29 protein-coding genes are annotated in these 22,467 nt (G+C 66.6%); 8 read left to right on the forward strand and 21 right to left on the reverse strand.

Going from position 1 to position 22,467, the window contains the following annotated elements; all coding sequences use genetic code 11:
* The first annotated feature begins 95 nt into the window (after window positions 1-95).
* On the forward strand, window positions 96-1,091 hold the full coding sequence (locus ACFQRI_RS11575) for a zinc-dependent alcohol dehydrogenase family protein (RefSeq protein WP_380667544.1): 996 nt from the start codon (window positions 96-98) through the stop codon (window positions 1,089-1,091).
* 307 nt (window positions 1,092-1,398) lie between these two features.
* Here ACFQRI_RS11575 and ACFQRI_RS11580 read toward each other — a convergent pair whose 3' ends face one another.
* Together ACFQRI_RS11580 and ACFQRI_RS11585 are read right to left on the reverse strand one after the other, a co-directional pair.
* Window positions 1,399-2,679 carry a radical SAM family protein gene (locus ACFQRI_RS11580; protein ID WP_380667546.1) on the reverse strand — a complete coding sequence of 427 codons (1,281 nt, stop codon included), beginning with the start codon at window positions 2,677-2,679 and terminating at the stop codon, window positions 1,399-1,401.
* Between the two features lie 157 nt (window positions 2,680-2,836).
* Window positions 2,837-3,406 carry a GGDEF domain-containing protein gene (locus tag ACFQRI_RS11585; RefSeq protein ID WP_380667548.1) on the reverse strand — a complete coding sequence of 190 codons (570 nt, stop codon included), beginning with the start codon at window positions 3,404-3,406 and terminating at the stop codon, window positions 2,837-2,839.
* A gap of 194 nt (window positions 3,407-3,600) precedes the next feature.
* On the opposite strand from ACFQRI_RS11585, the gene ACFQRI_RS11590 reads away from it, so the two are divergent.
* Window positions 3,601-3,903 carry a hypothetical protein gene (locus ACFQRI_RS11590; protein WP_380667550.1) on the forward strand — a complete coding sequence of 101 codons (303 nt, stop codon included), beginning with the start codon at window positions 3,601-3,603 and terminating at the stop codon, window positions 3,901-3,903.
* Here the strand turns inward: ACFQRI_RS11590 and ACFQRI_RS11595 are convergent.
* From ACFQRI_RS11595 to ACFQRI_RS11650, 12 genes are all read right to left on the reverse strand, one after another.
* Entirely contained in the window at window positions 3,900-5,732 is a 1,833-nt protein-coding gene (locus ACFQRI_RS11595; RefSeq protein WP_380667552.1) for an FtsK/SpoIIIE domain-containing protein, read from the reverse strand. The two genes, ACFQRI_RS11590 and ACFQRI_RS11595, sit on opposite strands and share 4 nt — an antisense overlap.
* Window positions 5,733-5,815: 83 nt before the next feature.
* Window positions 5,816-7,000, reverse strand: coding sequence for a hypothetical protein (locus tag ACFQRI_RS11600; protein ID WP_380667554.1), 1,185 nt, complete (start codon window positions 6,998-7,000; stop codon window positions 5,816-5,818).
* 1 nt (window position 7,001) lies between these two features.
* Window positions 7,002-7,409 carry a hypothetical protein gene (locus tag ACFQRI_RS11605; protein ID WP_380667556.1) on the reverse strand — a complete coding sequence of 136 codons (408 nt, stop codon included), beginning with the start codon at window positions 7,407-7,409 and terminating at the stop codon, window positions 7,002-7,004.
* A 15-nt stretch (window positions 7,410-7,424) separates the two neighbouring features.
* Window positions 7,425-7,940: a hypothetical protein gene (locus ACFQRI_RS11610; RefSeq protein ID WP_380667558.1), complete on the reverse strand. Its 516-nt coding sequence runs from the start codon at window positions 7,938-7,940 to the stop codon at window positions 7,425-7,427.
* Window positions 7,940-8,182 carry a hypothetical protein gene (locus tag ACFQRI_RS11615; RefSeq protein ID WP_380667560.1) on the reverse strand — a complete coding sequence of 81 codons (243 nt, stop codon included), beginning with the start codon at window positions 8,180-8,182 and terminating at the stop codon, window positions 7,940-7,942. Before ACFQRI_RS11615 ends, ACFQRI_RS11610 begins: the two co-directional genes overlap by 1 nt.
* 212 nt (window positions 8,183-8,394) lie before the next feature.
* On the reverse strand, window positions 8,395-9,336 hold the full coding sequence (locus ACFQRI_RS11620) for a hypothetical protein (RefSeq protein ID WP_380667562.1): 942 nt from the start codon (window positions 9,334-9,336) through the stop codon (window positions 8,395-8,397).
* Window positions 9,336-9,839, reverse strand: coding sequence for a WhiB family transcriptional regulator (locus ACFQRI_RS11625; protein ID WP_380667564.1), 504 nt, complete (start codon window positions 9,837-9,839; stop codon window positions 9,336-9,338). Before ACFQRI_RS11625 ends, ACFQRI_RS11620 begins: the two co-directional genes overlap by 1 nt.
* The gene (locus ACFQRI_RS11630; protein ID WP_380667566.1) at window positions 9,839-10,405 is read right to left on the reverse strand and encodes a hypothetical protein; all 567 of its coding nucleotides are present in this window, start codon (window positions 10,403-10,405) and stop codon (window positions 9,839-9,841) included. The genes ACFQRI_RS11625 and ACFQRI_RS11630 overlap by 1 nt, the downstream gene beginning before the upstream one ends.
* 93 nt (window positions 10,406-10,498) lie before the next feature.
* Window positions 10,499-10,768: a hypothetical protein gene (locus ACFQRI_RS11635; protein WP_380667569.1), complete on the reverse strand. Its 270-nt coding sequence runs from the start codon at window positions 10,766-10,768 to the stop codon at window positions 10,499-10,501.
* Window positions 10,749-11,663 carry a helix-turn-helix domain-containing protein gene (locus ACFQRI_RS11640; protein WP_380667571.1) on the reverse strand — a complete coding sequence of 305 codons (915 nt, stop codon included), beginning with the start codon at window positions 11,661-11,663 and terminating at the stop codon, window positions 10,749-10,751. The genes ACFQRI_RS11635 and ACFQRI_RS11640 overlap by 20 nt, the downstream gene beginning before the upstream one ends.
* 16 nt (window positions 11,664-11,679) lie before the next feature.
* Window positions 11,680-12,147, reverse strand: coding sequence for a transcriptional regulator (locus tag ACFQRI_RS11645; protein ID WP_380667573.1), 468 nt, complete (start codon window positions 12,145-12,147; stop codon window positions 11,680-11,682).
* Complete coding sequence (locus ACFQRI_RS11650; RefSeq protein WP_380667575.1) at window positions 12,144-12,392, reverse strand: helix-turn-helix domain-containing protein; 249 nt, start codon at window positions 12,390-12,392, stop codon at window positions 12,144-12,146. The genes ACFQRI_RS11645 and ACFQRI_RS11650 overlap by 4 nt, the downstream gene beginning before the upstream one ends.
* A 186-nt stretch (window positions 12,393-12,578) precedes the next feature.
* Here ACFQRI_RS11650 and ACFQRI_RS11655 point away from each other — a divergent pair, with 186 nt between their 5' ends.
* The 3 genes from ACFQRI_RS11655 to ACFQRI_RS11665 all read left to right on the forward strand — a co-directional run bounded on the left by ACFQRI_RS11655 (window position 12,579) and on the right by ACFQRI_RS11665 (window position 14,914).
* Window positions 12,579-12,941 (forward strand): helix-turn-helix domain-containing protein, encoded by a 363-nt coding sequence (locus ACFQRI_RS11655; protein WP_380667578.1) that lies wholly within the window; start codon window positions 12,579-12,581, stop codon window positions 12,939-12,941.
* A 234-nt stretch (window positions 12,942-13,175) separates the two neighbouring features.
* Entirely contained in the window at window positions 13,176-14,375 is a 1,200-nt protein-coding gene (locus tag ACFQRI_RS11660; protein ID WP_380667580.1) for a helix-turn-helix domain-containing protein, read from the forward strand.
* The gene (locus tag ACFQRI_RS11665; RefSeq protein ID WP_380667582.1) at window positions 14,372-14,914 is read left to right on the forward strand and encodes a flavoprotein; all 543 of its coding nucleotides are present in this window, start codon (window positions 14,372-14,374) and stop codon (window positions 14,912-14,914) included. The genes ACFQRI_RS11660 and ACFQRI_RS11665 overlap by 4 nt, the downstream gene beginning before the upstream one ends.
* On the opposite strand, the gene ACFQRI_RS11670 is transcribed toward ACFQRI_RS11665, so the two are convergent.
* The 3 genes from ACFQRI_RS11670 to ACFQRI_RS11680 form a co-directional block, all read right to left on the reverse strand.
* Window positions 14,908-15,918, reverse strand: a complete 1,011-nt coding sequence (locus ACFQRI_RS11670) for a hypothetical protein (RefSeq protein ID WP_380667585.1) — start codon at window positions 15,916-15,918, stop codon at window positions 14,908-14,910. The two genes, ACFQRI_RS11665 and ACFQRI_RS11670, sit on opposite strands and share 7 nt — an antisense overlap.
* 119 nt (window positions 15,919-16,037) lie before the next feature.
* On the reverse strand, window positions 16,038-16,247 hold the full coding sequence (locus ACFQRI_RS11675; RefSeq protein WP_380667587.1) for a MerR family DNA-binding transcriptional regulator: 210 nt from the start codon (window positions 16,245-16,247) through the stop codon (window positions 16,038-16,040).
* A 134-nt stretch (window positions 16,248-16,381) separates the two neighbouring features.
* Window positions 16,382-16,570: a hypothetical protein gene (locus ACFQRI_RS11680; RefSeq protein ID WP_380667590.1), complete on the reverse strand. Its 189-nt coding sequence runs from the start codon at window positions 16,568-16,570 to the stop codon at window positions 16,382-16,384.
* 119 nt (window positions 16,571-16,689) lie between these two features.
* On the opposite strand from ACFQRI_RS11680, the gene ACFQRI_RS11685 reads away from it, so the two are divergent.
* Window positions 16,690-17,076, forward strand: a complete 387-nt coding sequence (locus ACFQRI_RS11685) for a hypothetical protein (RefSeq protein WP_380667592.1) — start codon at window positions 16,690-16,692, stop codon at window positions 17,074-17,076.
* Window positions 17,045-17,395 carry a Tn3 family transposase gene (locus ACFQRI_RS11690; protein WP_380667595.1) on the forward strand — a complete coding sequence of 117 codons (351 nt, stop codon included), beginning with the start codon at window positions 17,045-17,047 and terminating at the stop codon, window positions 17,393-17,395. The genes ACFQRI_RS11685 and ACFQRI_RS11690 overlap by 32 nt, the downstream gene beginning before the upstream one ends.
* Here ACFQRI_RS11690 and ACFQRI_RS11695 read toward each other — a convergent pair.
* The 4 genes from ACFQRI_RS11695 to ACFQRI_RS11710 form a co-directional block, all read right to left on the reverse strand.
* Window positions 17,334-17,855 (reverse strand): (R)-mandelonitrile lyase, encoded by a 522-nt coding sequence (locus tag ACFQRI_RS11695; protein ID WP_380667596.1) that lies wholly within the window; start codon window positions 17,853-17,855, stop codon window positions 17,334-17,336. The two genes, ACFQRI_RS11690 and ACFQRI_RS11695, sit on opposite strands and share 62 nt — an antisense overlap.
* Window positions 17,856-17,937: 82 nt before the next feature.
* A complete protein-coding gene (locus ACFQRI_RS11700; protein ID WP_380667598.1) occupies window positions 17,938-19,062 on the reverse strand; it encodes an alpha/beta hydrolase in 1,125 nt (374 codons plus the stop codon).
* A 147-nt stretch (window positions 19,063-19,209) separates the two neighbouring features.
* The gene (locus ACFQRI_RS11705; RefSeq protein ID WP_380667600.1) at window positions 19,210-20,232 is read right to left on the reverse strand and encodes a zinc-dependent alcohol dehydrogenase family protein; all 1,023 of its coding nucleotides are present in this window, start codon (window positions 20,230-20,232) and stop codon (window positions 19,210-19,212) included.
* Window positions 20,233-20,297: 65 nt separating this feature from the next.
* Window positions 20,298-21,065, reverse strand: a complete 768-nt coding sequence (locus ACFQRI_RS11710; RefSeq protein ID WP_380667602.1) for a glucose 1-dehydrogenase — start codon at window positions 21,063-21,065, stop codon at window positions 20,298-20,300.
* A gap of 181 nt (window positions 21,066-21,246) precedes the next feature.
* Here ACFQRI_RS11710 and ACFQRI_RS11715 point away from each other — a divergent pair, with 181 nt between their 5' ends.
* Entirely contained in the window at window positions 21,247-22,140 is an 894-nt protein-coding gene (locus ACFQRI_RS11715) for a helix-turn-helix transcriptional regulator (RefSeq protein ID WP_380667604.1), read from the forward strand.
* Window positions 22,141-22,467: the final 327 nt, after the last annotated feature.

Here is a 22,467-nt window from a genome sequence, read left to right on the forward strand (position 1 = left end):
AACATAAGGTAGTGTTCATGTTCGACAGATAGTGAACATGGGGCGGAGTGGAGCCGTGCTTCATCCCGCCTGCTGCAGGAGAGGACGGACAGGTCATGCCACGCATCGTGCGCTTCCACGAGACCGGAGGCCCCGCGGTTCTGGGTCTGGACGAGGTTGAGGTCCCGCAACCGGGAGCTGACGAGGTTGTGATCGAGGCGCAGGCGCTGGGCCTGAACCGGGCCGAAGAGATGTTCCGCAAGGGGCAGTACGTGCAGGAACCAGTGCTGCCGGCCAAGATCGGTTATGAGGTCGCCGGAACGGTCCGGGACGTCGGAGAGAACGTCACTCACCTCCGGAGCGGCGATGCGGTTAGTGTTATCCCGGCGTTCGGCATGACCGACTACGGCATGCACGGTGAGGTCGTGCTAGCCCCGGCGCATGCTGTGGTCAAACATCCCGAGCACTTGTCGTGGGACGAGGGTGCGGCTGCCTGGATGATGTTCATCACCGCCTACGGCGGACTGATCGACCTGGCCGGAGTCGGTGAGGGCGACACCGTCCTCATCCCCGCCGCCTCCAGTAGCGTCGGTCTGGCGGCGATCCAGATCTGCTCCATGGTCGGAGCCACGCCCGTGGCATTGTCCCGTACCAGCAGCAAGCGCCAGGCACTCTTGGACCATGGTGCGGCCGCGGTCATCGCCACGCAGGAACAACACGTGGCCGCCGAAGTGCACCGTCTCACCGGCGGGGCCGGCGCCCGCGTGGCCTTCGACCCCGTCGGCGGTCCAGCCTTCGCCGAGCTCACCGCCTCGCTCGCGGAGCACGGAATCATCCTCGTCTACGGCGCTCTGGACTCGGAGAACACCCCGCTGCCGGTCATGGACGTCTTGGGCAAGCACTTGACGATCCGCGGCTATGAACTATTCGAGCTCACCACAGACCCCATCCGGCGCGCCCAGGCAGCCGAGTTCGTCTTCAACGGCCTAGAGAAGGGCGATCTCAAGCCCGTCATCAGCGCCACCTTCGCGCTTGACGACATCGTCGCCGCACACGAGTACATGGCATCCAACCAGCAACTCGGCAAGATCATCGTTCAGGTCGGGGCATAGCCGATGCGCTGGGACTGACCGGTTCTGCGCGGCCGAACGGGCAGGTGGTGCGGATGCCGCTGGCAGGTGGTCCGCCCGTTCCGGTCACAGGACTCGGTTTCGTCCCGGACAACTGCGCTGGACGGCGGCTGGAACGATTCTGGCCACTGGCCAGGACGTGACACGCACGTGTCCAGCGAGGATCGAAAAGAACACGCAGGTCATGCGTCTCCTCAGTAGAGTGATTTCCAGGAATCGGTGAGATCGACTTGTTCGGCCGTTGCCGCCCGCCAGAACAGGCGGGCGGCTCGGCTAATCCACAGGCGAATCACGTGTGCCGGATCGGCAGGTCTCGCAGGGTGATCCCCGACCAGCCTTGGCGGTTCAGGAAGTCGACGGAGTACCGCGCCGCGCGGCGCTTGATCGTGCCGTTCCGGTATGTCGCCATAGCGGCGTGGAATCCATCGGCGATGTAGGTCATGCCGAGGTCCCAGATGTCGTCGTGGTTGCTGTTGAGCTGGTCAAGCGTGTAGTTGCGCTTGATATTCGGGACCACGGCGACGCCCGCGGAGTCAAGAGCCCGGATACCGTCGAGCATCTCCAGGTAGGAGTCCGCTCCGAGAACGTAGTCGGTCTCGACGACGTCGAAGCCGACCCGTCGAGCTCGAAGGTACTTCTCAACGTGCTGGTCGAAGGTGATCGAGCCCTTCTTGCGTCCCCACTGACGAACTCGTTCGGCATCGTTGAAGCACTCGACCGTGCCGATGAAGCCGAAACATCCCGCGTCGCGGAGTCGCTCCATCGCGGCTGCCGAATCGATGGCGTAGGTGAACGGGAAGAAGGCGGCATTCGTGAACCCGTGGCGCCTGTATTCCTCGATGATCTGGAGCATCATCTCGAGCTCGCGCTCTTCGTCCGGTTGGCAGCCGGTGGTGATGTTGACCGAGACGAGCTCGGACCTGTCCCAACCGCGTCCGTCGAAGTCGTTCGCCAGCAGCTGGACATGACGGCTGATGTAGTCCTTCGGTGGTGGGGCGAAGCTCTTCACCGCTCCCCTGCTGCATCCGAGACAACCTCCGGCGCACGTGGTGTAAGGCGAGATGATCGTGGCCGTGGGCAGCTCTACGAAGTCCGGAGAAACGCGGCTGTAGTAGTGGCTGCTCGCGCCGAAGATCTGCGAATGCACGAGCACATCCGCGAGTACCTCGCCGGTCGAGCGGAGTTCGAGCCGCGCGTTTCGCCCCTCCCGGCTGAACATAACCGGCGACGCCGCGCGGTAATCCGGAATGCAGATCGTCTGGTAGTTCGACTTGCCGGAGTCGCCATCCGTGTAGACCAACGTGTAGGTGCGGCTGTCGAGTGACTCATTGGTATCGCACCCGACGAACCCGATCAGCAGCGAGAGCAGCTGTGTACGCGACAGGCCAGTGTCGGGGTCCGCTTCGCCGCCGTCATCGAAGGGCACGAAAGCATCGATGAAATCGAGGGCGCTGGCCATGAAGCCGGACAGTCGATCCGCGACCTCAACCCGTTCGTGAGGCGACAGATCGTCACCGGCTTCGCGCGCGCGGGTGGGCTCGACGAGCAACGGCTGTTCGTTCAACGACAATGGAATCTCCACTTCCTTCGGGTGGTGGAGCCCGGCTGAGGTGATGAGCTGTGGAAGGTGAAGCACCTCAGCCGGGTCCTCGGAGGTCCGAGCGGACCCGACGCGCCGCCCAGAACGCGCTGGACGGCGCATCGTCGACCGCTCGCGGCTCGTTGCCCTATGCCGCTGTCGCTCGCCGCCGCGATGGCCGGCCGGCCGCGCCGCTGGTGCGCTTCCCGCGGTACATGTCCTGATCGGCCGTGGCGAGCAAGTCGTCGAGACCAACGCGTCCGGTGCCGGCAGCGCCTCCGACGCTTGCCGTGACCGTGATCGTGTAGCCGTCGATGGTCATCGGCTCCGCCACCGCCGCCGCCAGCCGTCGCTTGAGCTCCTCGAAGTGCTGTCCGCCTTGCCACCGGCCCGCCCAGAAGGCGAACTCGTCACCGGACAAGCGCACAGCCAGCTGTCCACGGCTCTGCAGTGCTCGGAGTCGGCGCGCAACGTGGACGAGGACCTGGTCGCCGTAGCGGTGGCCGAAGGTGTCGTTGATCGCCTTGAACTCGTTGAGATCGAGCATGAACAGGGCCGTAGGCCGTCCCGCGGAGCGAGTCGCGACTTGCTCGAGGGCGAGCCGGTTGCCAACCCCCGTCAAGGCGTCGGTGCGAAGGCGCCGCTGCAGCTGCGCCACGCGCAGGTGGGTGCTGGCCCAGCCTGCGGCTGCCAGTGCGAACCCGAGCTCAGTGATCATTCGCGATCACCCCAGCGCGCACAGGCTGCTCGACTTCCGGTGTCGTTGGATTGGACATGGTGCTTCTCCTCGGTTGTTGGGTGGATGCCTGTTGACCCGGGTGCTGGCGGCTTCGAGGTCGAACGAGGCAGAGCTATGGCGTTTCCGCGGACGAGCGGCGGTGGCCGAGCCAACAGCGGCGCTAGGCTTCGGGCATGGCGATCGACACGAACGCAGTGGTGAACCTGCCTGGCCTCGACGATCAGAAGATGGACGACTTGATCGCGCTGCGCGCGGCGTGCCAGGTCACCGGGGCGCCCACGGAGTGGCGCGACGCCAAGCCGTACACCCACGAGTTCGAGCGGTGGCTGCGAGCCTCGAAGGACAACGCCGACCGCCTGGTCCGCCGATACGTGCTGCTCGTGGTCACCGAGGGCCGCTCGACGCTGGGCAACTCCGAGTCGGACGCGGGCGACGTGGCGCGGCTGGTTGAAGAGTTCTACCGGAAGATCGGTTAGCACGCGTCTCCCCCACCTTCCAGCGCAGCGAGGGCGCGACGGACCTGGGCGAGGCTCAGCCCGGTCTCCTGCATCAGCGATAGCGGATCGGCGTTCGTGCCAGCCCCGATCGCGTCCTCGATCTTCCGCTGGATGTTCGCGGTGTCCTCCGCCATTGGCTCGGTTTCCGTGGTGGCCAGCGATTCGTCGACGTCGCCAACGAGAGTCGGCTCGGCTTCCGCAGCGCAGTCACGATCGAGCAGGGTCTCGGTGAACTCCTGCTGCTCCGGATGCTCGATGAGCAACGAGCGCGCCCGGATCATCCGTGCCGTGAGCATGTAGCCGAGACCCCGCGTCGGCCGACCGTCCGGGAAGACCGCCGGCAGCTCGTGGAGGCCCTCCGGCATCGGGGCTCCGGACGTGATCATGTTTCCGGAGGTGCGCTCGTTGACCCGCAGACCGACAACCGTCCCGCCCTTGAGCTGGTCGCGCAGGACCGTCGAGCCACCGAGCTGCTTGGCGGACGGCACCTGAGTGGCCAGTACGAGGCCGATCCCGTACTTCCGGCCCTCCTGAGCGAGCTTCTCGCACATGCGCCGGACGTCGCTGTTGTCGGCGCCGGTGTCCTCGTCGTTCATCAGCAGCTTGTGCGCCTCGTCGATAACGATGAGGATCAGCGGCATCTTCGGGCTCGGCTCGAGCGAACCGCCTCCCTGGCGCTTGAGCGCCTTCCGCCGGCGGTCCATCAGCCGCAGCACGTAGCGGAGCAACTTGCGCGCGTCCTTCGGGGTCTCCGCGAAGAGCTTCACCCGCTTCCGCCAGTGCGGCAGGGACGCCCCTTCCCCGCCATCGACGATCAGCGGGTAGACGCGGTCCGAAGCCGCGGCCTCGGCGAGGATGAGGTCCAGCACCTTGGTCTTGCCGGAGCCCTGAACGCCGGACACCAGGCCGTGCGTCGCTCCCCCACCCGGCCACCAGAAGCGGAAGTCCAGCCGCTCCCCGTCGGCGGTGGTCATCAGCGGGAACGACCCATCGGACGGGTCGAGCTGCGGGCCCTCCCAGCGGACGACCTCCTGCAGCGGATCGCTGGTGAGAACCGTGATCTGCGCTGTGCGCACCGACGCCCCCGGGATGGCCTCGACGAACACGCGCCCATCCGGCAAGTCGTAGACCGAGAGGATGGTCTGCTGGACCTTCAGAAGCGAATGCCAGTGCTCACCGATGTTGAGCTCGACGACGCCCCGCCAGCCGAACGGCAGCTCGGACACCCGCGTGAGCTTGGAACCCGGAAGCGCTTTGCCACTCGCTCCGAGGTGCTTCTCCCACCGTTCGACACGGGCGTCCGCAGCATTTGGTACTGCTGGCAAGGCCGACTGCTTAGCGGCCGGGCTGGCAAGCTCAGCGGTGACGTCGGGCTCCGGTTCTGTGTGCCGAACCCACCAGGGCACCGAAGCCACCGCGCCAACGCCCCACAGCAGGCTCGCCGCGATCCCGGTCGGTCCGTCGACGGCCACCGCGGCCTGGCCAGCTGCAGCACCGAACGCGGCGATACCGGCGTAAAGGCGGTTCCACCGCGAAGCCCGCTGCCGGGCGTACCCGTAGGCACCACCAGCAGTCGCCCAACCAGCCGCTACCGGTAGCAGGGCAGCCGGCCCGGACATCGCCGAGGCCGCAGCGCCGACCGCGTGGCTCGCGCTGATGCCGACGAGCGGGAGAGCCTGGCGCCTCCAGCGCTTGCTGAGTCGGACGGCTTCCCGCCCCACCAGGAGGGCGGCATCGGTGGTGGAATTCTGCTCGGTGCCTGCGGTGCCCGTGGCCTCTCGGCCGGCACTTCGCGTTGCCTGAATCATGGGTGCTCCCTGTGGTTCCAAGAACCTGTCCGAGTCCGCACCCCGCCTCGGCAGCTGCCGAGGCGGGACACGCACCCGGCAGATCAGTAGTCGTCGTACCAGGACCGTTCAGCGACATTGCCGCTTCCGCCTGCGCTGGCGACAGCGTCAGCGACCGGGGCGTGGCGGTTCTCGACGTGGCGGTGGAGGTTCGCCGCAAGCGGTGCGGCAGTCTCGAGAAGGTCGGTCAGCTCGCTGATCTGACCGATCGTGGCCGCGTCGAGCTGGTTCGCGGTCAAGTGCTCGCCGAGGCTCTGGGCCTCCTCGTAGGCCTTGCCGAGCAGCAGTGCCATCGTCGAAAGTGACGTGATGGTGTCCGTGTAGCCGTCTCCTGTCGAAGCCGGCACTGCACCGTTCGCCGATACGAGCTCACCCACGGTTTTCCCTCCGATTTCCTTGGTCGGTTCCTTGTTCACGTCCGTGCGCTCCGCATGGACGTAGATTCGTTGGGACCGGGTGTCGTCGTTGCTCTCGCTCGACCTGGGCCCTTGCTGACTGGTCTTCTTCCGCGACGACGAGCCGGTGCCCCGGCACTCCCGGCACCGGGTGTGGCGGTGGCGGCCACCGAAGTTCGAGATGAACTCGCCGCGGCCAGCGCAGTCACCGCACAGCCCCTGCGCTTCCGCGTCGTCCGGGCTCATGTCGCTGTTCTTGCAGTTGCCATCGCACTGGCCTCCGTGCGAACAGATCTCGCACCAGCCGTCCGTATCGAGCAGGTACTGAGGGAATTCAGCACCGCACCAAGCACAGCGCCGCGGGCGGGAGGCCTGCTCCTTGATCTCGCAGTCCGGGCAAACCCTGCCGAGCACGGGCACGACCACCACCAGCTCGAAGGCAACGCGCACACCGCAGCTCTGGCAGTTCTCGACCGCGCCAGAACGCCACCGCCGCCAGGTGCCGCGGTATCCCCAGCCGGAACGTGCTCCTTCGCGTCCGAGGACGTAGCCGGCACGAGCACCGGTCACCGCTCCCGCGACCAACCCGTGCACGCCGGCGACGGCGCCAGCACCGACTGCCGCGAGAGTCCAGCCCGCCGCGTAGGGCCACCACAGCGGATCGCGCGGTCCCTTGGAACCTGCCGAACGAACCCGGTCGGCCTTTCGCTGCCAGCTCTCGGCGGCACGGTGGCGGGTCTCCCGCCACGCGTCCTTGGAACGGCTCTTGGCCTGCTCCCAGGCGCGCGTGATGAGCGCCGCCAGGGCCATCGCCAATATCAGGTCCGCACCCATGTCAGCCCCCGATCAGCTTTCCGAGGCTGTTCGCGCCCATGTTCGCGACGGCGTCGGTAAGCCCGACTCCAGCGCCGGCCAGTGGACCAACCGCGGCCAGCAGGAGAACCGGAAGCAAGATCAGGCCGACCTTCGCCGGGGTGTCCGCCTTCTTGTCGACTGCGATGTCGTAGATGACGATCACGCTGACGATCAACGCGATCCCTCCCGCCAGAACGGGACCCTGAGCTCCCATGAGCGCGTTCGCGATCTCGCGGAAGCGATTGGCCAGCCAAACCCCGATCCCGGTATTCGCGAGGCACGAGCCACCGATGAAGGCGAGCGCAGCTCGGAGCCACCACGGGATCTTGGTGCGCTTCCGAAGCGCCCAGAGCAGCACGAAGCAGATAAGCATGATCACGAAGTACATGCGGTTTCCTCCTGGTCAGAGTGCGAAGAAAACGATCGCGATGGCGATCGCCGTGGCGACGGCGGTGCGCGAGGGCCGGCGGGCGATCCACAGGACCGCGTACCCGAGCGCGGTGATTAGCAGCGAGACGTAGCCGAAGGCGATGCCGGGAATCACCAGCCACCGAAGGCCGGCGGCCCATTCGGCTCGCTGCACGCGGGCGTGGATGTCCCGCAGCGAGGGCGGGCGAGAGCGCCATACCGATCCGTCGATGGCGGCGCGACCGCTCTCGTGGGCTTCCCGGACCCAGACCGAGGCCGCTTCCTTCCAGTTCGGTCCCGAACTGGCGTCGTCACTTGGAGTGAGCTCCTGGCTGACACCCGGGAAGGGAACGAGATCGCCATGCCCCGTGTCCGTTGTGGACTCCGAGTAGGATCGCGCGCGCTCGCGCGGGTGCTCGCGCTCGCGCTCCCGCTCGGGCGCCCCATTGGCGGGGGCCTGGTCGTTGTCGGTGGGTTCCTCCGGCTGGGCCCACGGGTCCGGGATGGGCATTACCGCGCTCCTCCTTCTCCGCTGATGCGGTTGGTTTCCGCGGTGAAGTGCTCGGTGTAGTGGGAGAAAAGCCGGTCACGTTCAGTGGCCGGGAGCTGTCCGATGGCTCCGCGCAGGCACATCAGCGCGGTGGACAGCCGCTGCAGGTCGGTGCCGGCCAGGGCGAGCTTCTGCTCGTACAGCGCGCGGCTGCTGTCCTTGGGCTCGGCGCGGTCGAGCACGCGGCGAACGTGCTCGACCACGTCCTCGCGGAGTAGGCGCGAGACTCGCGCCCGGTTTCGGACGTGCGCCACCGAGCTTCGAAGCGCGTACTCGGCGGCCTGGTATTGCTCGGCCGGAGTCGCGGCCTTCCGGAGGCGCTCGGCGTACTGAGCTGCTCGACGACGTGTCGAACGGACCCGCTTGGGTTCGCGCCGAGCCTCAGTTGTCATCGCGGTATTCCTCCCCACTGGTATCAACTCGCGTGAACGGTTTCGGCGGTATCCGCAGGCGCCGTATCGGAACTCGAAGTGCCCGAGGAATGCGCCTCCGTACCGCCCGTAGTCGAATCGGTGCTGATGCCGTGGTTTTGAGTCGTGGCTTCTACCTGGCCGTGCTTCGCGGCGGCCGCCAAGACCGCGTTGCGCAATGGGCTGGCGGCGTTCCGCGACATCCGCAGCTCGGAGTGGAACTCGCCGAGCTTCGGGTCGCGGCCGTGTTCGCGCTGGTAGCGGGCAACGAGCTCCACAGCGGCACTCCACTGCTGCTGAGTCCACTGGCCACCAGCCGAACCGTTCGGCCGCGTTGGCTTCGCAGGCGGCTTGGCCCGGCTCGATCGCGTTGTGGTTCGGCGGTCACGTGCGGCTTCGCCAGCCGCGCCGGTACCGGAAGGTCGGACGCGACGGGGACCGCTCGCCGGTACCGGCTGCTCCTCGATACTCAATACCGAGATCTCCTGATACCGGCGCTCAGCTTGGGCCCTCGATACCGCGTGGCTGAAGGCGATCTGATACCCCTGACTGGCTTCAGTCAGGACGATCAGCAACACCGGGAAGATCGCGTGCAGACCGGCTGCCACCCAGTCGCCTCGCTCGGCTGACTGGCCGCAGTTGAGGACCAGGCTCATCGCCGCGGTCACCCACCTCAGCCCGGCGCCCCACGGGGTCTGCTGGCCGTAGCGGTGGAGCTGGCGGTCACCGATCAATGCGACGATCAGCGCCGCGTCGACGGCGAGCCCGCCAGCCAGCCCGAGACCCCACGGCACGCCGTGATCGGCGAGCAGCTCAGCACCGGCGAAGGCCGAGAAGACCATGACCACGCTGGCGACGAGCCAGACGAAGAGGTTGATCATCGCCCCGGCCTTGGCCAGCTGACGCTCCTCATCCGCTGGGTCCGGCGATCCCTGGAGGTCGGTCATCACGCGGCCCCCTTGGCTCCAGCGCGCTGCTGACCACGGCGACGCCGCTCGGCTTCACGCGCGTCCGGGCAACGGCAGCCGTAGTTGGCGTAGGCGCTGCCGGTTCCGTGTCGAGGTGCATCGCAGCCCGTGCGATCGACGGTCGGGTCTTCCGCCTCGTCGGGGTTCTCGCGCCGCCACAGCCGCGCCAGTTCCTGGAAGTCGGGCTGAGCGACGCCGCCCCAGCTGCCGTAGCGCTCACCACGCAGCAACGCGCCGGCCAGGCACTCATCGCGCACCGGGCACCCGCTGCACTCCTCCGCGATCTTCTTCCGCAGCGCTGCACGCTGCTGCCTTCCGCTGAACTCGTCGGCGGCCGGGAAGAAGACGTCGACCGGAACGTCCGCGCAGTTTCGGCCAGCAGCGCGCTCGACCAGGCCCAGCAGCTTCCAACCGTCGGAGCCCGCGAAGCGCTGCACCCGGTCCAGCTGCGTTCCGAGGAAGTTCGTGACTCGGGTTCGCATCAGGCGACCTCCTTCCGGTCGGCGCGGCCGAGGACGCGGGACAGCGCGAAGTTGAGGCGTCCGGCGACCATCTGGACCGCGTGCTTGGCGACATCCGTGACGGGCTCGGCGAGGGGCGAATACTCCGGCTCGGGCAATCCCTCCGCCTCGATGGGCACGCGGAACCGCAGGACCGCAGTCGCGGTCGGCAAGTCGTTGTCCTCGGGCTCCATCCAGAACTGTCGGCTCTCCCATCCACGCCACGGGCCGCGGAGCTTGCGGTGGATCTCCCGAGGAACGCCGGAGGCGACCTCGACTGCGATTGCCAGGCGGTGGTCGTAGTCCCAGACGCCGGTGGCGCCGAGAACCGCCCGGTCGGCCACGACATAGCTCGGGCTCATGGCCGGCGCCTGCGCGATGCGCCAGGCGGCCGCGGCGAACTCCAGCGGGTCAGCCGTAGGCTCGTCGTCGCAGTCGAGGAAGTGCCCGGCGTTGCGCCGGAGGTACTGGCCGTACCTGGAGATGAAGTCGCTGGCGTGCTCGCGGTCGTAGCGCTCGTCAACGCCGAAGGGCTGTGAAAAAGGCACAGTCGTCTCCCGTCGTCTGGTGATTGCTGGGGTGGAGAACTCGGAGCGGCGGGTGCTTGGCGGCTTCGGCCACCCCGAGTTGATGTCGGAAGTTCAGAGAACGGTTCGCGCCAGGTCGTCCCGCAAGGCCAGGTGCCCCGCCGAGGTCAGGGCTGCCGGTGCGCGCTCCCCCGGCCGACCATCCAGCTCGCGCCGCAGCAAGCCGCGGTGAACGAGGGCGTGACCGGTGGGTTGATCGCAGAAGCAGACGCCGTCGATGTAGAGGTCCGGCTCGCAGCTGCAGGTCATCTCGACCCGCCCGGCCTCCGCTGCGGTGAGCACCGCGCGCTCCCGGTGGTTGAGCTCAGGCGCTGTACGGGACACTTGTGTTGCTCCTTCCGGTCTGGTGATCGGTTGGTGTGGAGGACTCGGGGCGGCGGGTGCTTGGCGGCTTCGGCCGCCCCGAGTTCCGGTCTTGGGCGTGCGGGTGGCAGTCCGGGCATCTACCCCACCGGCCGTCGTCCCGCTCGATCGTTCGGCTGGGCTCGTCGCATGCTCCGCACCACTCCGGGCGCTCTCGTGTCTTCGAGGCCGGTTCTGCAGGCGGAAGATCGTCGAGCCGCTTGGACAGAACCGCGGCCGGCGAACGCACGCCGTTTGGATTCGCACCGAGGTAGGCGGCCAGCCGCTCTTTCGACCAGCCAGCCTGCAACGCCTCGACGACCTTGGGGCGCAAGCGCTGCCGCTGCGATGGCGTCAGCTGCCAGGCAGGACCCAACGCATCCAGCACGGCATCGATGTCCTGAGAGGACTCCACCTCCTCCACATCGGACCCGATCAGCCGCAGCCGGTTCTCCCAACCGTCCCCGGTGGAGGGTTCATTGACGGTTCCGGACGGTTCGGGTGGCACAGCTGTGCCGGGGGTGGGGTGACGCAGCTTCGCCGCCCCTGCGGTGGCATCAGCGCCACCGGTGGCAACTTGCCGGGGACGGCGATTTGCCGGGGCTGTGGACAACTCCGCATTCATCACCACGGAGTAGCGATTCGGGTGGCGCCCGCCCCGCTCCTCGACGAGGAGTTGCCCCTGATCGGACAGCTTCCGGATGATGCGCTGCACCGTCCGCTGGTCCAGGCGCGTCTTGCGGGCGAGCGTGCTCACCGACGGGAAGGCGTTGGTGCCGTCGTCCGCGGCGTTGTCGGCAATGGCCAGCAACATCAGCAGCTCCGTTCCCTTGGCCGGGGACTCATCCCAGACCCAGTTCATGACCTTGATGCTCATGCGTTCCTCAGCCCGTTCAGATCAATGCGGTGACCAGCGCCGCGATCCCAAGCCACAGCCAGTGCCAGGACTGGTCGAGGACGTAGGCGCCGGTGCCGAGTGAGGGGTTGTCGTCCTTGTCCGGACGAGGCACACCGAGGCGGTAGAAGCCGTCGTTGCCGGTGAGCACCGCAAGTCGCTCGAGCGTGAATCGTCGATCTGCCCAGTAGTGTGTGACCGCACTGAGCACCTGGCCGAGGACAAATCCCGGAACGCTGATCGCCAGGCCGAACGCCATCCACACAAGAGTCACGCTCCCCGCGGTGACGGCCGTGTAGGACACGACGTGCTTCGCGCAGTTCCAGCTGCCCAGCCAGCCGGGCTGACCCTTCACCGCAGCTTGATGCGAGGTCTGCACCCAGTGGTCCGCCACGTTGTGGGCGACCAGCAGCGCAGGCAAGGTCGCGCCGAACGCGGCAGCGGCCTCGATGCCTTCGGGCGTCATGCCGCGTCCTCCCCGGCGAAGTCGGCGGCGTCCACGACGCAGTTCCCGCCGAGGGCGGCCTCGATCATCCGCTCGACTGCTACCGCCGGGATGATCAGTCGACCCCGGATCCGAACGGCCGGGAACTGCCCGTCAGCGATCGCTCGGTAGAGCGTCATCTGCGAGGTCTGGAACATCCGCGCGGCCTCGGCAACGCTGTAGAACCTCGGCGACTTCTCGCTCGAAGCCTGGCTCCAAGGCTTCATCACCTGCCTCATTAGCTACCTCCTAGCTCTCGGCCAACGCGAACCACAGTAGCCAACGTAGCTAATTTTGGCTACCCCGACTTGCAAATCGGTGCGTCTTACCAGGTCGGTAGCCAGAATCAGCCAAGAAGCAGCTAGCCTCGACGACGCAACAAAAGCGCTGGGACGACACGCCGGAGGCAAGTGGTGGCGGATGACTGGGCGGCCGTAGCGGATGCGATCTCGGCCCGGCTGAAGGAACTGGGCATGACGCAGCTCGAGGCCGCGGCGAAGTCCCAGGTCGCCCCGGCCACGATCCGGGAGCTCCAGTACAACAAGATGCCGCGTCGCCGGAACCCGCGGACGCTGCAGGCCCTCTCCGAAGCGCTCGACTGGCCGGCCGATTACCTCGGGAACGTTCTGGCCGGAACAGCGGCGACGCCGCACGGAGACGAGGCCGACGACCCGGTTCTCCGGAAGCTCGACGATGTCCTTGAAGAGCTTCATCAGCTCAAGACCCGCGTCGAAGCTGTCGAGCAGCGCCAAGCGCGCGAAGACGAGCAGTCCTGAGTTCTCGGACGACAGCGATCAAGTGATCCACGTCCGAGCTGCTGACATCAGCCCACGTTCGAGAGACGAGCGATTCCTCGTCCCTCCGTTTCGCCTGCTGGTCGGTGGTCATGACCAGTAGCCTGGAGCCCAGTCAGGCGCGTGACCCGCACGAAGTGCCTACCGCAGTGGCGTGTGGGAGGGACTAGTACAAAAGTGCGGGTTCCCGCGCTCGCGGGGAGGTGGAATGCGGACATGGTGACTGAAGGACCCATTGGTGAACGCATCCGTATCTACCGCCGCCGGCGCGGCCTCAGCCAGCGCGAGCTGGCCGAGCTGGTCGGCCGCTCCGAGTCCTGGTTGTCGCAGGTCGAACGGCAGATCCGTTCCGTCGATCGACTCTCCGTTCTGATCGACATCGCGCGCGTCCTCAAGACCGATGTCGAGACCCTCGCCGGCAACCGAATGGCGCACGCGCCCAACGGGCAGCCCGAGCTCAACGGGCTGGATGAGATCCGCGGAGCCCTTAGCTCCTATCCCGGACTCGGCCTCAGCGAGGTGCCGGCCGGAGACCTCTGCGAGATCGAGCGCCTGACTACCGAGGTACACCGCCGCTACCAGGCGGCCGACTACGGCGCCGCCGCCAACATCCTCCCGAGCCTCATCACCACGAGCGACGCGATAGTCGCCGAGGCGTCCCCGAGCGAACGCCGCCGCGCCCTCGAGGTCCAGAACCACGTCTACGTCGCCGCTGCCAAGCTGGTGACCAAGACCGGCGACGGACAACTCGCGTGGATCGCCGCTGACCGCGCGGTCAACGCGGCGATGCAGGCCGACTCCACGATGTTGCGAGCGGCCGCCGCCTACCAAGTGGCCTGCGCGTTCCTGAAGCTCGACCAGGTCGAGCGCGCCGAGCAGATCGCCATGACGACCGCCGAAAACTTCACCGACGACAGCCCGCTCGGCCTCTCCTACCAAGGCGCGCTGTTCCTCATCGGCTCCGTCATCGCCGGCCGACGAAGCGACCGCACCGAAGCCACCGACCGCCTACGCCGCGCGCAGTACCTCGCCGACGTGCTCGGCCACGACGGCAACTACGGCTGGACCGCCTTCGGCCCCACCAACGTCGCCATCCACCGCGTCTCGGCAGCCGCCGAGCTCGGCGACTCAAAGCAAGCCATCGCCCTGACCGAAGGCATCGACACCGACAACATGCCCGACGGCCTGCAGAGCCGACGCGCGCAGGTCCACATCGACACCGCCTGGGCTTACTCCCAGCACCGCGAAGACGCGGCGGTCGTCGTCAACCTCATGGAAGCCGAGCGGGTGGCGCCCCAGGCCCTGCGCTACAACGTCATCGTGCGCGAACTCCTCCGCGAAATGCTCAAGCGCGAACGCCGATCGGCTACCCCCGGACTGCGGCCCCTCGCCCAGCGGGCAGGTGTCCTGCATTGAGCCAGCGTCCCGTCGTCTACCTCATCGCCTCAGCCGCTCCCCCAGTTCGCCAGCTCGACGAACCGCTGGCCCTGCTCGACGAGGCTGGCTGGTCAGCATGCGTCATCCTGACCCCGACCGCAGCAACCTGGATCGACCCCAGCAGCCTGGAAGCCAAGACGGGCTTCCCCGTCCGAGTTCATCCACGACTCCCGGACGAACAAGACCCTCTACCACCAGCGGACGCCGTACTCGCAGCACCGATCACCTTCAACACATTTAACAAGGTCGCCGCGGGAATCAGCGACACCCTCGCGACAAGCCTGCTCAACGAGCTCCTCGCCGCTGACGTGCCGATGGTGTTCGCACCCTGCGTCAAATCAGCCCTGCGCGGACACCCTGCGTATAAGTCGAGCTATGACCTAATGAGTCGGCATTTGGCGAAGATTATCGACCCCAATAGCGTTACAGACCGCGGATCAGGCAATTTGGCGACATTCAAATGGCCAAAGATCATATCCGAACTGACGCCCCGGATGCCGAACAATTCGTCTCACTGATTAAGAAACCCACTCTTCCCTAAGCTGGGGAACACGGCCCTATAGTTCTTCGGGAAGAGGCCCGGGTTCGCGTTTTCCTCGTCAGCGGGGGACACAGGATAAATTCGCTCCCTGTTCAAGAATTCCACTAGCGGCGGAGAGTCGTCGAAGTACACATACTCACCCTCGATGACCTGGATATTCCGTCTCGGGCTTTCATCCACCCTGCAGTAAGGAGAGAGCGGATGCCAATCATAATTAAATTGATGATTGTCTACAAGCTCCGGGTTTGCGGCAGAGACAAAGTTTACCGTGAAACCCCCAAAAACGCCCAGCTTATCGGTACTCTTTTTCCTTCGATCCAAGTACCAGTCGTGAAGCTGGTAGCTTTTCGTCCACTTCAGAATAACTTCATCCCTGGGCCTGAGAAGCAGATGATCCCCGTCGTAGACCTCTCCTCTACCGTCCGGCAACTCCCACTCGCCACTCGCGCCAGCGACAGTTGCGAGAACCGAGCAGCTCCCTTCGTTTATTACGACAACTTCGCCAGATACCCACGCTTCCCATAACCCATGACCTTCGGCAGGGGCGCCAAAAGTAAACCGGTCCGGGATAGATTCTTCTGGAACAATTTCACCTCGAAGATCTTCCAAGCTTACCTTCGTAAACCCAATCCGAGTTGCGGAACTGTTTACGACGGTGGCGAGATTTGGCGCTTGGGTGTCATACCTAGTTAATTCCGCAGAGCGGAGATTATTCCGGCTGTACTCGACGCTCGCGCGTGCGGCTGCAGCTTGCGCCTCCGCCGTCGCGGCTTGCTGTGATGCGACGTCAACTTGCGCTAGGGCAGCACGCAACTGCTTCCTTGTTATCAATAAGAGCACCAGCGCACAAAGAGCGGAAACAAGGGCGCCAATTCCCGAAATTGTAGACGCCAGCGGCTCTATAAAATCGAAAAGGCGCCGTATTGAAAGAAGTGAAGACTCGTTACCCATGACCCCATCAACATAGCCGTTAGCCTGCATCCCTCTTCACTAAAGGCTATATGAAGATGAGCCCACATCAAGAACTATCGATACCTCGGACAGCACCGTCACCCGGACGCCCGAGAACGTAGGCCGCCAGCCTCAGAACGGGCCTGCTGTCAAACGTCCCCTTGTCGACGCCGTCGCTCTGCGAGCTCCCGCATCTCCGTCACGACATCGTCGTAACGCCAGCGGTACTGACCACCAGGAGTAATGACGGCGGGCGTGATCAAGCCGTTCTTGGCGTAGTGGGAGATGGTCCGCCGGGCCAGGCCAAGCTTCTTGGCCAGCTCGGAGCTGGAGATCAGCGGAGCCTCGTCTTCTGCCACCCAGCCATGGTGTGTGCCTCGAAAGGATGTCGCTGCCTTGCTTGCCTCGATAGACTGGCAATACCCTGATTGCCTACTTTGCCTTGTTGGAGGTGGGCATGCGGTCGGATTCGCAGCTCGCGGTACTGGCGCGTTCAGTGCAGTGGGAACTGGACGAGGCGGCGTTTGAGCTGGGTGGCGGCCGATACACGCATGAACAGCGGCAGCAGTTGGCGAGCCAGCTTGTCACTCTCGCCGAGGAGCTCCGCGCCGAGGAACAGCCCGGACTCCCCGGCGCGAACGACCACTAATCGCAACGGCGTCGCGCCCAAGAGCTTCAGCACCCCAGAGCCTTTTGCTAGACAGCAGGAGTTCCGGGCGTTTCTGGCTGCGCGGGCGTGGACGACCACCGAGGGCCCGCGCAAGCTTGCGGCACAAGGTGCTGCTTCCGGGGATCACCACCTTGGCCAAACGGGTCGCCGAGATTCGCGATGATCAGGTCCAGCAGCTGTACACGGCGGTGGGAGCGCTGGTTTCGCCGGAGCAGGCCGGCGAGCTTGAGCAGCTGGGACTGACCGCCGACGGGGCGCGCCTATCGGAAGTGGAACGGCTGCGGCGGCCCCCGACGGACAACACCCCCACGGAACTGACACGGCAGGCCGAGCGGCTGGGCGAACTGCGCGCGTTCGCGCTGGCTGAGGTGGATGTCTCCCAGATTCCTGAACCGGCTGTGACACCTGGCTCGCTACGGGCTCGGGTCGAAAGCGTCCACGATTCGCGGGCCGAGCCCGGCGCCGAAAACGGCCACGCTGGTGGCCATGGTGCGGGCGCTGACCCCGACTGGCGCTGAACATGGTCGTGCTCTGGAAAGCGTCTATCTCGACGCCATCGTCAAATACCTGCGCGAGCAGGGCTATCCCGTCCGCGACGAGGACGTGGCCCGCCTGTCCCCGCTCGGATGGCGACACATCAACCTCCAGGGACGCTATGCCTTCATCAGCAGCCCGCCAAGCGAGCTGCGCCCGCTGCGCGATCCCATCCCACCAACCCCGACGACGAGCTCTGAACTTCTGTACGGAGGGGATCGCCTTGCGGACGTCCGAGGCTTCAGTCGGCGCTTGTCGTCGAGGTGCCGTATTCCTGGTCGGCGACGTGTCGACCCCAGGTGACAGGGTTGCCGGATTCGTCGTTCTGTTGGATGGCGATGTGGGTCATGAATCGGTTGGGGGCCGCGCCGTGCCAGTGGTTCTCTTCTGGTTCGAAGAACACGCGGTCGCCGGGTCGGAGGGTCTCGACGGGGCCGCCTTCGCGTTGGCACAGCCCCACGCCTTCGGTGACGAAGATCGTTTGTCCGTGTGGGTGGGTGTGCCAGGCGGTGCGTGCCCCGGGGGTGAAGTGCACGGCGGCGGCGCCAAATGTGGAGCTGCCGGCGGGGGCGGCGACGGCGTCGATGTAGACGTCGCCGGTGAACCAGTCGGCCGGCCCTTTCTGGGTGTTCATGTTGCTGCTGCGGGTGATCTGCATGAGGTACTCGCTTTCGTCGCTCGTAGATGGCCCCGTACTCCTGAAACTGCCCTGAGGGGGTTCGGCGAGCAGTGCGCGGGCGTGGCGGATCTGCTCGCCGGTCATGGCCGATGGTCGGCCTAGCCGGACGCCGCCGGCGCGGGACGTTCCGGATCGTGGCAGGACCGGCAGTTGGGATGCTTTCTGCTCAGATGAGGTTTTTGGTGAAGAACGCGTCGAGGTTGTCGAAGGGGATGAGGTCCTTGCGGTCGTACAGGTCGACGTGGCCCGCGCCCGGGACGATCACGAGGTCGATGGTGTCGGGGGCCTTTGCCTGCACGTCCTCGGAGTAGTAGCGGGAGTGCGCGTCGGCGCCGGCCACCAGGAGGGCCTTGCGGGGTGCCAGCATGTCGATGTTCGTCATCTGCTGGAAAGCGAAGAACGACATCGGTGTGGTCGCGGTCCACGCGGTGGTGGAGTTGATCGAGCGCGGGTGGTAGCCACGCTCGGTGCGGTAGTAGTCGAAGAAGCTCGCGGTGATCGGGTCGGCGTCCGGCGGGAGTGTCTTGGGCAGAACGCGGTTCGAGGGGGCGACGTTGCCGTCCTCGTCAAAGGGCACTTCGTGGGAGCCGCGGGCGTAGGTGCCGTTCTCGGCGTCGATCCAGCGCTGACGACTGAGGTAGTCCACAACCTTCTGGCGCTGCGCACGCGTGTAGTAGTCCTCGTGGCCGCGGGAGATACTGCGCGACATGTCGTACATCGAGGCCGTGGCGACCGCCTTGATACGACTGTCTGCAGCGGTCGCGGTGAGCGCCATACCGCTCAACCCGCAGACGGCCTGCGCGCCGATCCGCTCGCGGTCGACGACCTTCTGCAGGCCGAGGAAGTCGACGGCGGCGCTGTAGTCCTCGGTGTAGATGTCGGGCGAGGCCACGTCGCGCACCGTGCCACCGCTCTGCCCGGTGAAGGACGGGTCGAAGGCGAGGGCGACGTAGCCGCGGCGGGCGAACTCGTTGGCGTAGAGCCCCGAGGATTGTTCCTTGACCGCGCCGAACGGGCCGCTGACCGCCAGGGCGGGCAGCTTGCCCCTGGCGGTCTTCGGCACGTAGAGGTCCCCGGCGATCCCGATGCCGTAGCGGTTCGTGAACCGCACCGAGCTCCGTGTGACGTTCGTGTCCAGCGCGAAGGTGTAGCCGCCCTTGGCCGCGGCCTTACCTTGTCCTGCGGCGCCCGCTGCGCGGCCGGTCTCCGCACCGACGGAGGGCAGAGCGGTGACGGCGGCGGCGCCGGTGGCGGTAGCGGTGATCAGTCGGAGCGCTGTGCGTCGTTCCATGGAGTGGCCCTCATCTTCGGTGGTGGAAAAGCTGGCGCGATCCCAGGAGACCGCTTCTGGGCCAGGCGTGGCAGGCCGGTTTATGGGGGTACAAGCTCGCCCCGTACCCGTGGTGTGCGTCGTTGCGTGGACGGCAGTGAGAAGCGGTCAGGGGGTGAGGAGGGTCTTGATGGCGCGGCGTTCGTCCATGGCCCGGTACCCCTCGGCCGCCTGCTCCAACGGGAGGGTGAGGTCGAAGACCTTGCCGGGGTTGATCTCGCGGTGCCAGATCAACTCGATCAGCTCGGGCAGGAATCGGCGCACCGGGGCCGGACCGCCGAGCACGTGGACCTGGGAGAAGAACAGCTCCTCCCCACTGAGAGCGACGTCGTGATTGACGCCGACGAAGCCCATGTGCCCGCCAGGCCGCGTGGCCCGCAGCGCCTGCTGCATCGACTCCTGGGTTCCGACGGCCTCGACGACGGAGTGGGCACCCAGCCCGCCGGTCAGGTCCTTGATCGTGGCCACGCCGTCGTCGCCGCGCTCGGTGACGATGTCGGTGGCGCCGAACTCGCGGGCGAGCCGCTGCCGCGGCTCGTGACGGCTCATCGCGATGATGCGCTGCGCGCCCAGTTGCTGGGCGGCCAGCACGGCCAGCAGCCCGACGGCGCCGTCGCCGACGACGGCGACGGTCTTGCCCGGGCCGGCCTCGGCGGCCACCGCTCCGAACCAGCCGGTGCCGAGTACGTCGGAGGCGGCCAGCAGGCTGGGGATCAGGTCCGCGTCGGGCTCGCCCGGCAGCGCTACGAGGGTGCCGTCGGCGTGCGGGATCAGCGCGCGCTCGGACTGGGTGCCGACCTGGGCCATGAACACGCGGTGCACGCAGGAGGAGGGATAGCCCGCCCGGCAGAACTCGCAGCTGCCGCACGAGGCCACGAAGGAGCCGACCACGTACTGGCCGGGCTCGACGCTCGTGACCGCGCTGCCCACCTGTTCGACCACGCCGACGTACTCGTGACCCATCGGCATGGGCCCCTCGACGGGCTCGACGCCGCGGTAGGGCCACAGGTCCGAACCGCAGACGCAGGTGGCTGTGACGCGGATGATCGCGTCCGTGCCGGTGGTGATCTGTGGGTCGGCGATCTCGTCCACCCGGACGTCGCCGGGTGATTGCAGGACTGCGCCACGCATGATGGTGCTCCTTCCGGTGGGACAGCCGGTACGGCACGTCCGGGTATAGGGGTTGCGCGGGAGGTTCAGCGGGCGGTGTAGCCGCCGTCGACGGGCAGGGCGATGCCGACGACGAAACTGGCGGCGGGGCTGCAAAGCCACAGCACGGCCGCGGCCATCTCCTCGGCCGTGCCGAGCCTGCCGATCGGCTGGCTGGCGGCGGCATCGTCGGCGTCGAGGTCCCCGCTGTCGATCATCCTGGCGACCATCGGGGTTTCGATGGTGCCGGGGCAGATGGCGTTGATGCGCACCCCTCGGGGGGCGTATTCGAGCGCAGCGGATTGGGTGAGCCCGAGAACCCCGTGCTTGGACGCGTGATACGCGGCGCGGCCCGGGTTCCCGACCAGTCCACCGAGCGAGGAACAGTTCACGATCGCGCCGAATCCTTGAGCGCGCATCTGGGCGAGTTCGTGTTTCATGCTGGCCCAGATCCCGCGCAGGTTGATGGCGTTGACGCGATCGAAGACCTCGGCGGCCTCGTCGGCGGCGTCGGTGGCCGGTGACTGGACGCCGGCGTTGTTGTAGGCGAAGTCCAGGCCGTCGAATGCCTCAACAGTGGCCGCCACGGCGGCCGCGATCTGGTCTTCGTCGGCGACGTCGCAGCGCACACCCAAGACTCGGTGCCCGGCCGCCCGCAGCTCTGCCTCTGCCGCGTCGAGCGCCTCGGCATCGACGTCGGCCAGCGTCACAGCGGCACCGGCGTCGGCGAAAGCCCGGGCGGTGGCCAGGCCCATCCCGGAGCTGGCGCCGGTGACGAACGCGACGCGGCCGGAGAAGTCGTACGTCGGATTCACTTTTCCTGCTCCTCAACGTCGCTCGGCCCATGCATGATCACCCACACATGCGGCCGTTCTCCCCCGTCATTTCGAGTTCGCCACCCAGTCAACCGCTGTCCCGGCGGCTATGGGTATGCCTGTTGTGGGGTGTACCGCCAATACACCCCAGTGAAGGCTGGAGCGGACCTATGCTCGTGGCATGGACAATCGTGCCGAGGTTCGCGAGTTCCTCATGTCCCGGCGCGCTAAGATCACCCCGGCCCAGGCCGGAATCACCCCGGGCCCGAACCGGCGGGTGGCCGGGCTGCGGCGCACCGAGGTCGCCCTGCTAGCCGGTGTCAGCGTCGAGTACTACGCCAAACTCGAACGCGGCGCCATCGCCGGCGCCTCCGCATCCGTGCTCGACGCCCTCGCACAGGCCCTGCAACTCGACGACACCGAACGCGCCCACCTGTTCGACCTCGCCCGCGCAGCCGACGGCATCCCCACCTCCGGGCGACCCCGGCGAAAAGCCACCACGCAGAACGCTTCGCGCCCCAGCCTGCAGTGGGCACTCGACTCCATCACCGACGCCGTCGCGTTCGTCCGCAACCAGCAACAAGACTTGCTGGCCACCAACCCGCTCGGCCGCGTGTTCTACTCACCGCTGATCGGCGACGGCGGCCGCACCCCGAACCTGGCCCGCTTCCAATTCCTCGACCCCTCCTCCCACGAGTTCTACCCGGACTGGGATCGCTTCGCGGAAATGTGCGTCGCGATCATGCGGTCCGAAGCCGGCCGCGACCCCCATGACCGCGGCCTGCAGAACCTCGTCGGAGAACTATCCACCCGCAGCGAAACCTTCCGCACCCTCTGGGGTTCCCACAACGTCCGCACCCACGGCACCGGAACCAAACGCTTCCATCACCCCGACGTCGGCGAGCTCACCCTCGCCTATGAAGAGCTCGCCGTCACAGCCGAACCCGGCCTCATCCTGATGCTCTACACAGCCGAACCCGGCTCACCCTCAGCGGAACGCCTCCAGCTGCTCGCCTCCTTGGCCGCAGAACACACTCCCCAGGCAACCCTGCACACGGACAAGCGCACGCACTGACACGGGACACACTGAACAAGACCCTGACGAGGATTCAGCAAAGAGCTACAGACAGTTCCGTGTTGAAACCCAAGCTGGCATGCTGTGTCTCACAGAGGAACCTTGAACGCCCTGACCTGGCTTAACCTGCGTCCCCGTGGTCTGATCCACTCCGACATTGTGCCTGAGCAGGGCGAGCACTTGCGGCGATCGCGCTCTTGTCTGCGCCTGCCAGGACTCGTCGAGCCAACTCGCCAGCAGCCCTCCCGCACCTACTCCGCTATCGGGACCTGCAGCGTGCTTCCTCAGCCCACAGGACCCATAATAGAACCTGTGTTCGATAGCGCC

Source organism: Saccharopolyspora griseoalba (assembly GCF_042665275.1).
Taxonomy (GTDB): domain Bacteria; phylum Actinomycetota; class Actinomycetes; order Mycobacteriales; family Pseudonocardiaceae; genus Saccharopolyspora; species Saccharopolyspora griseoalba.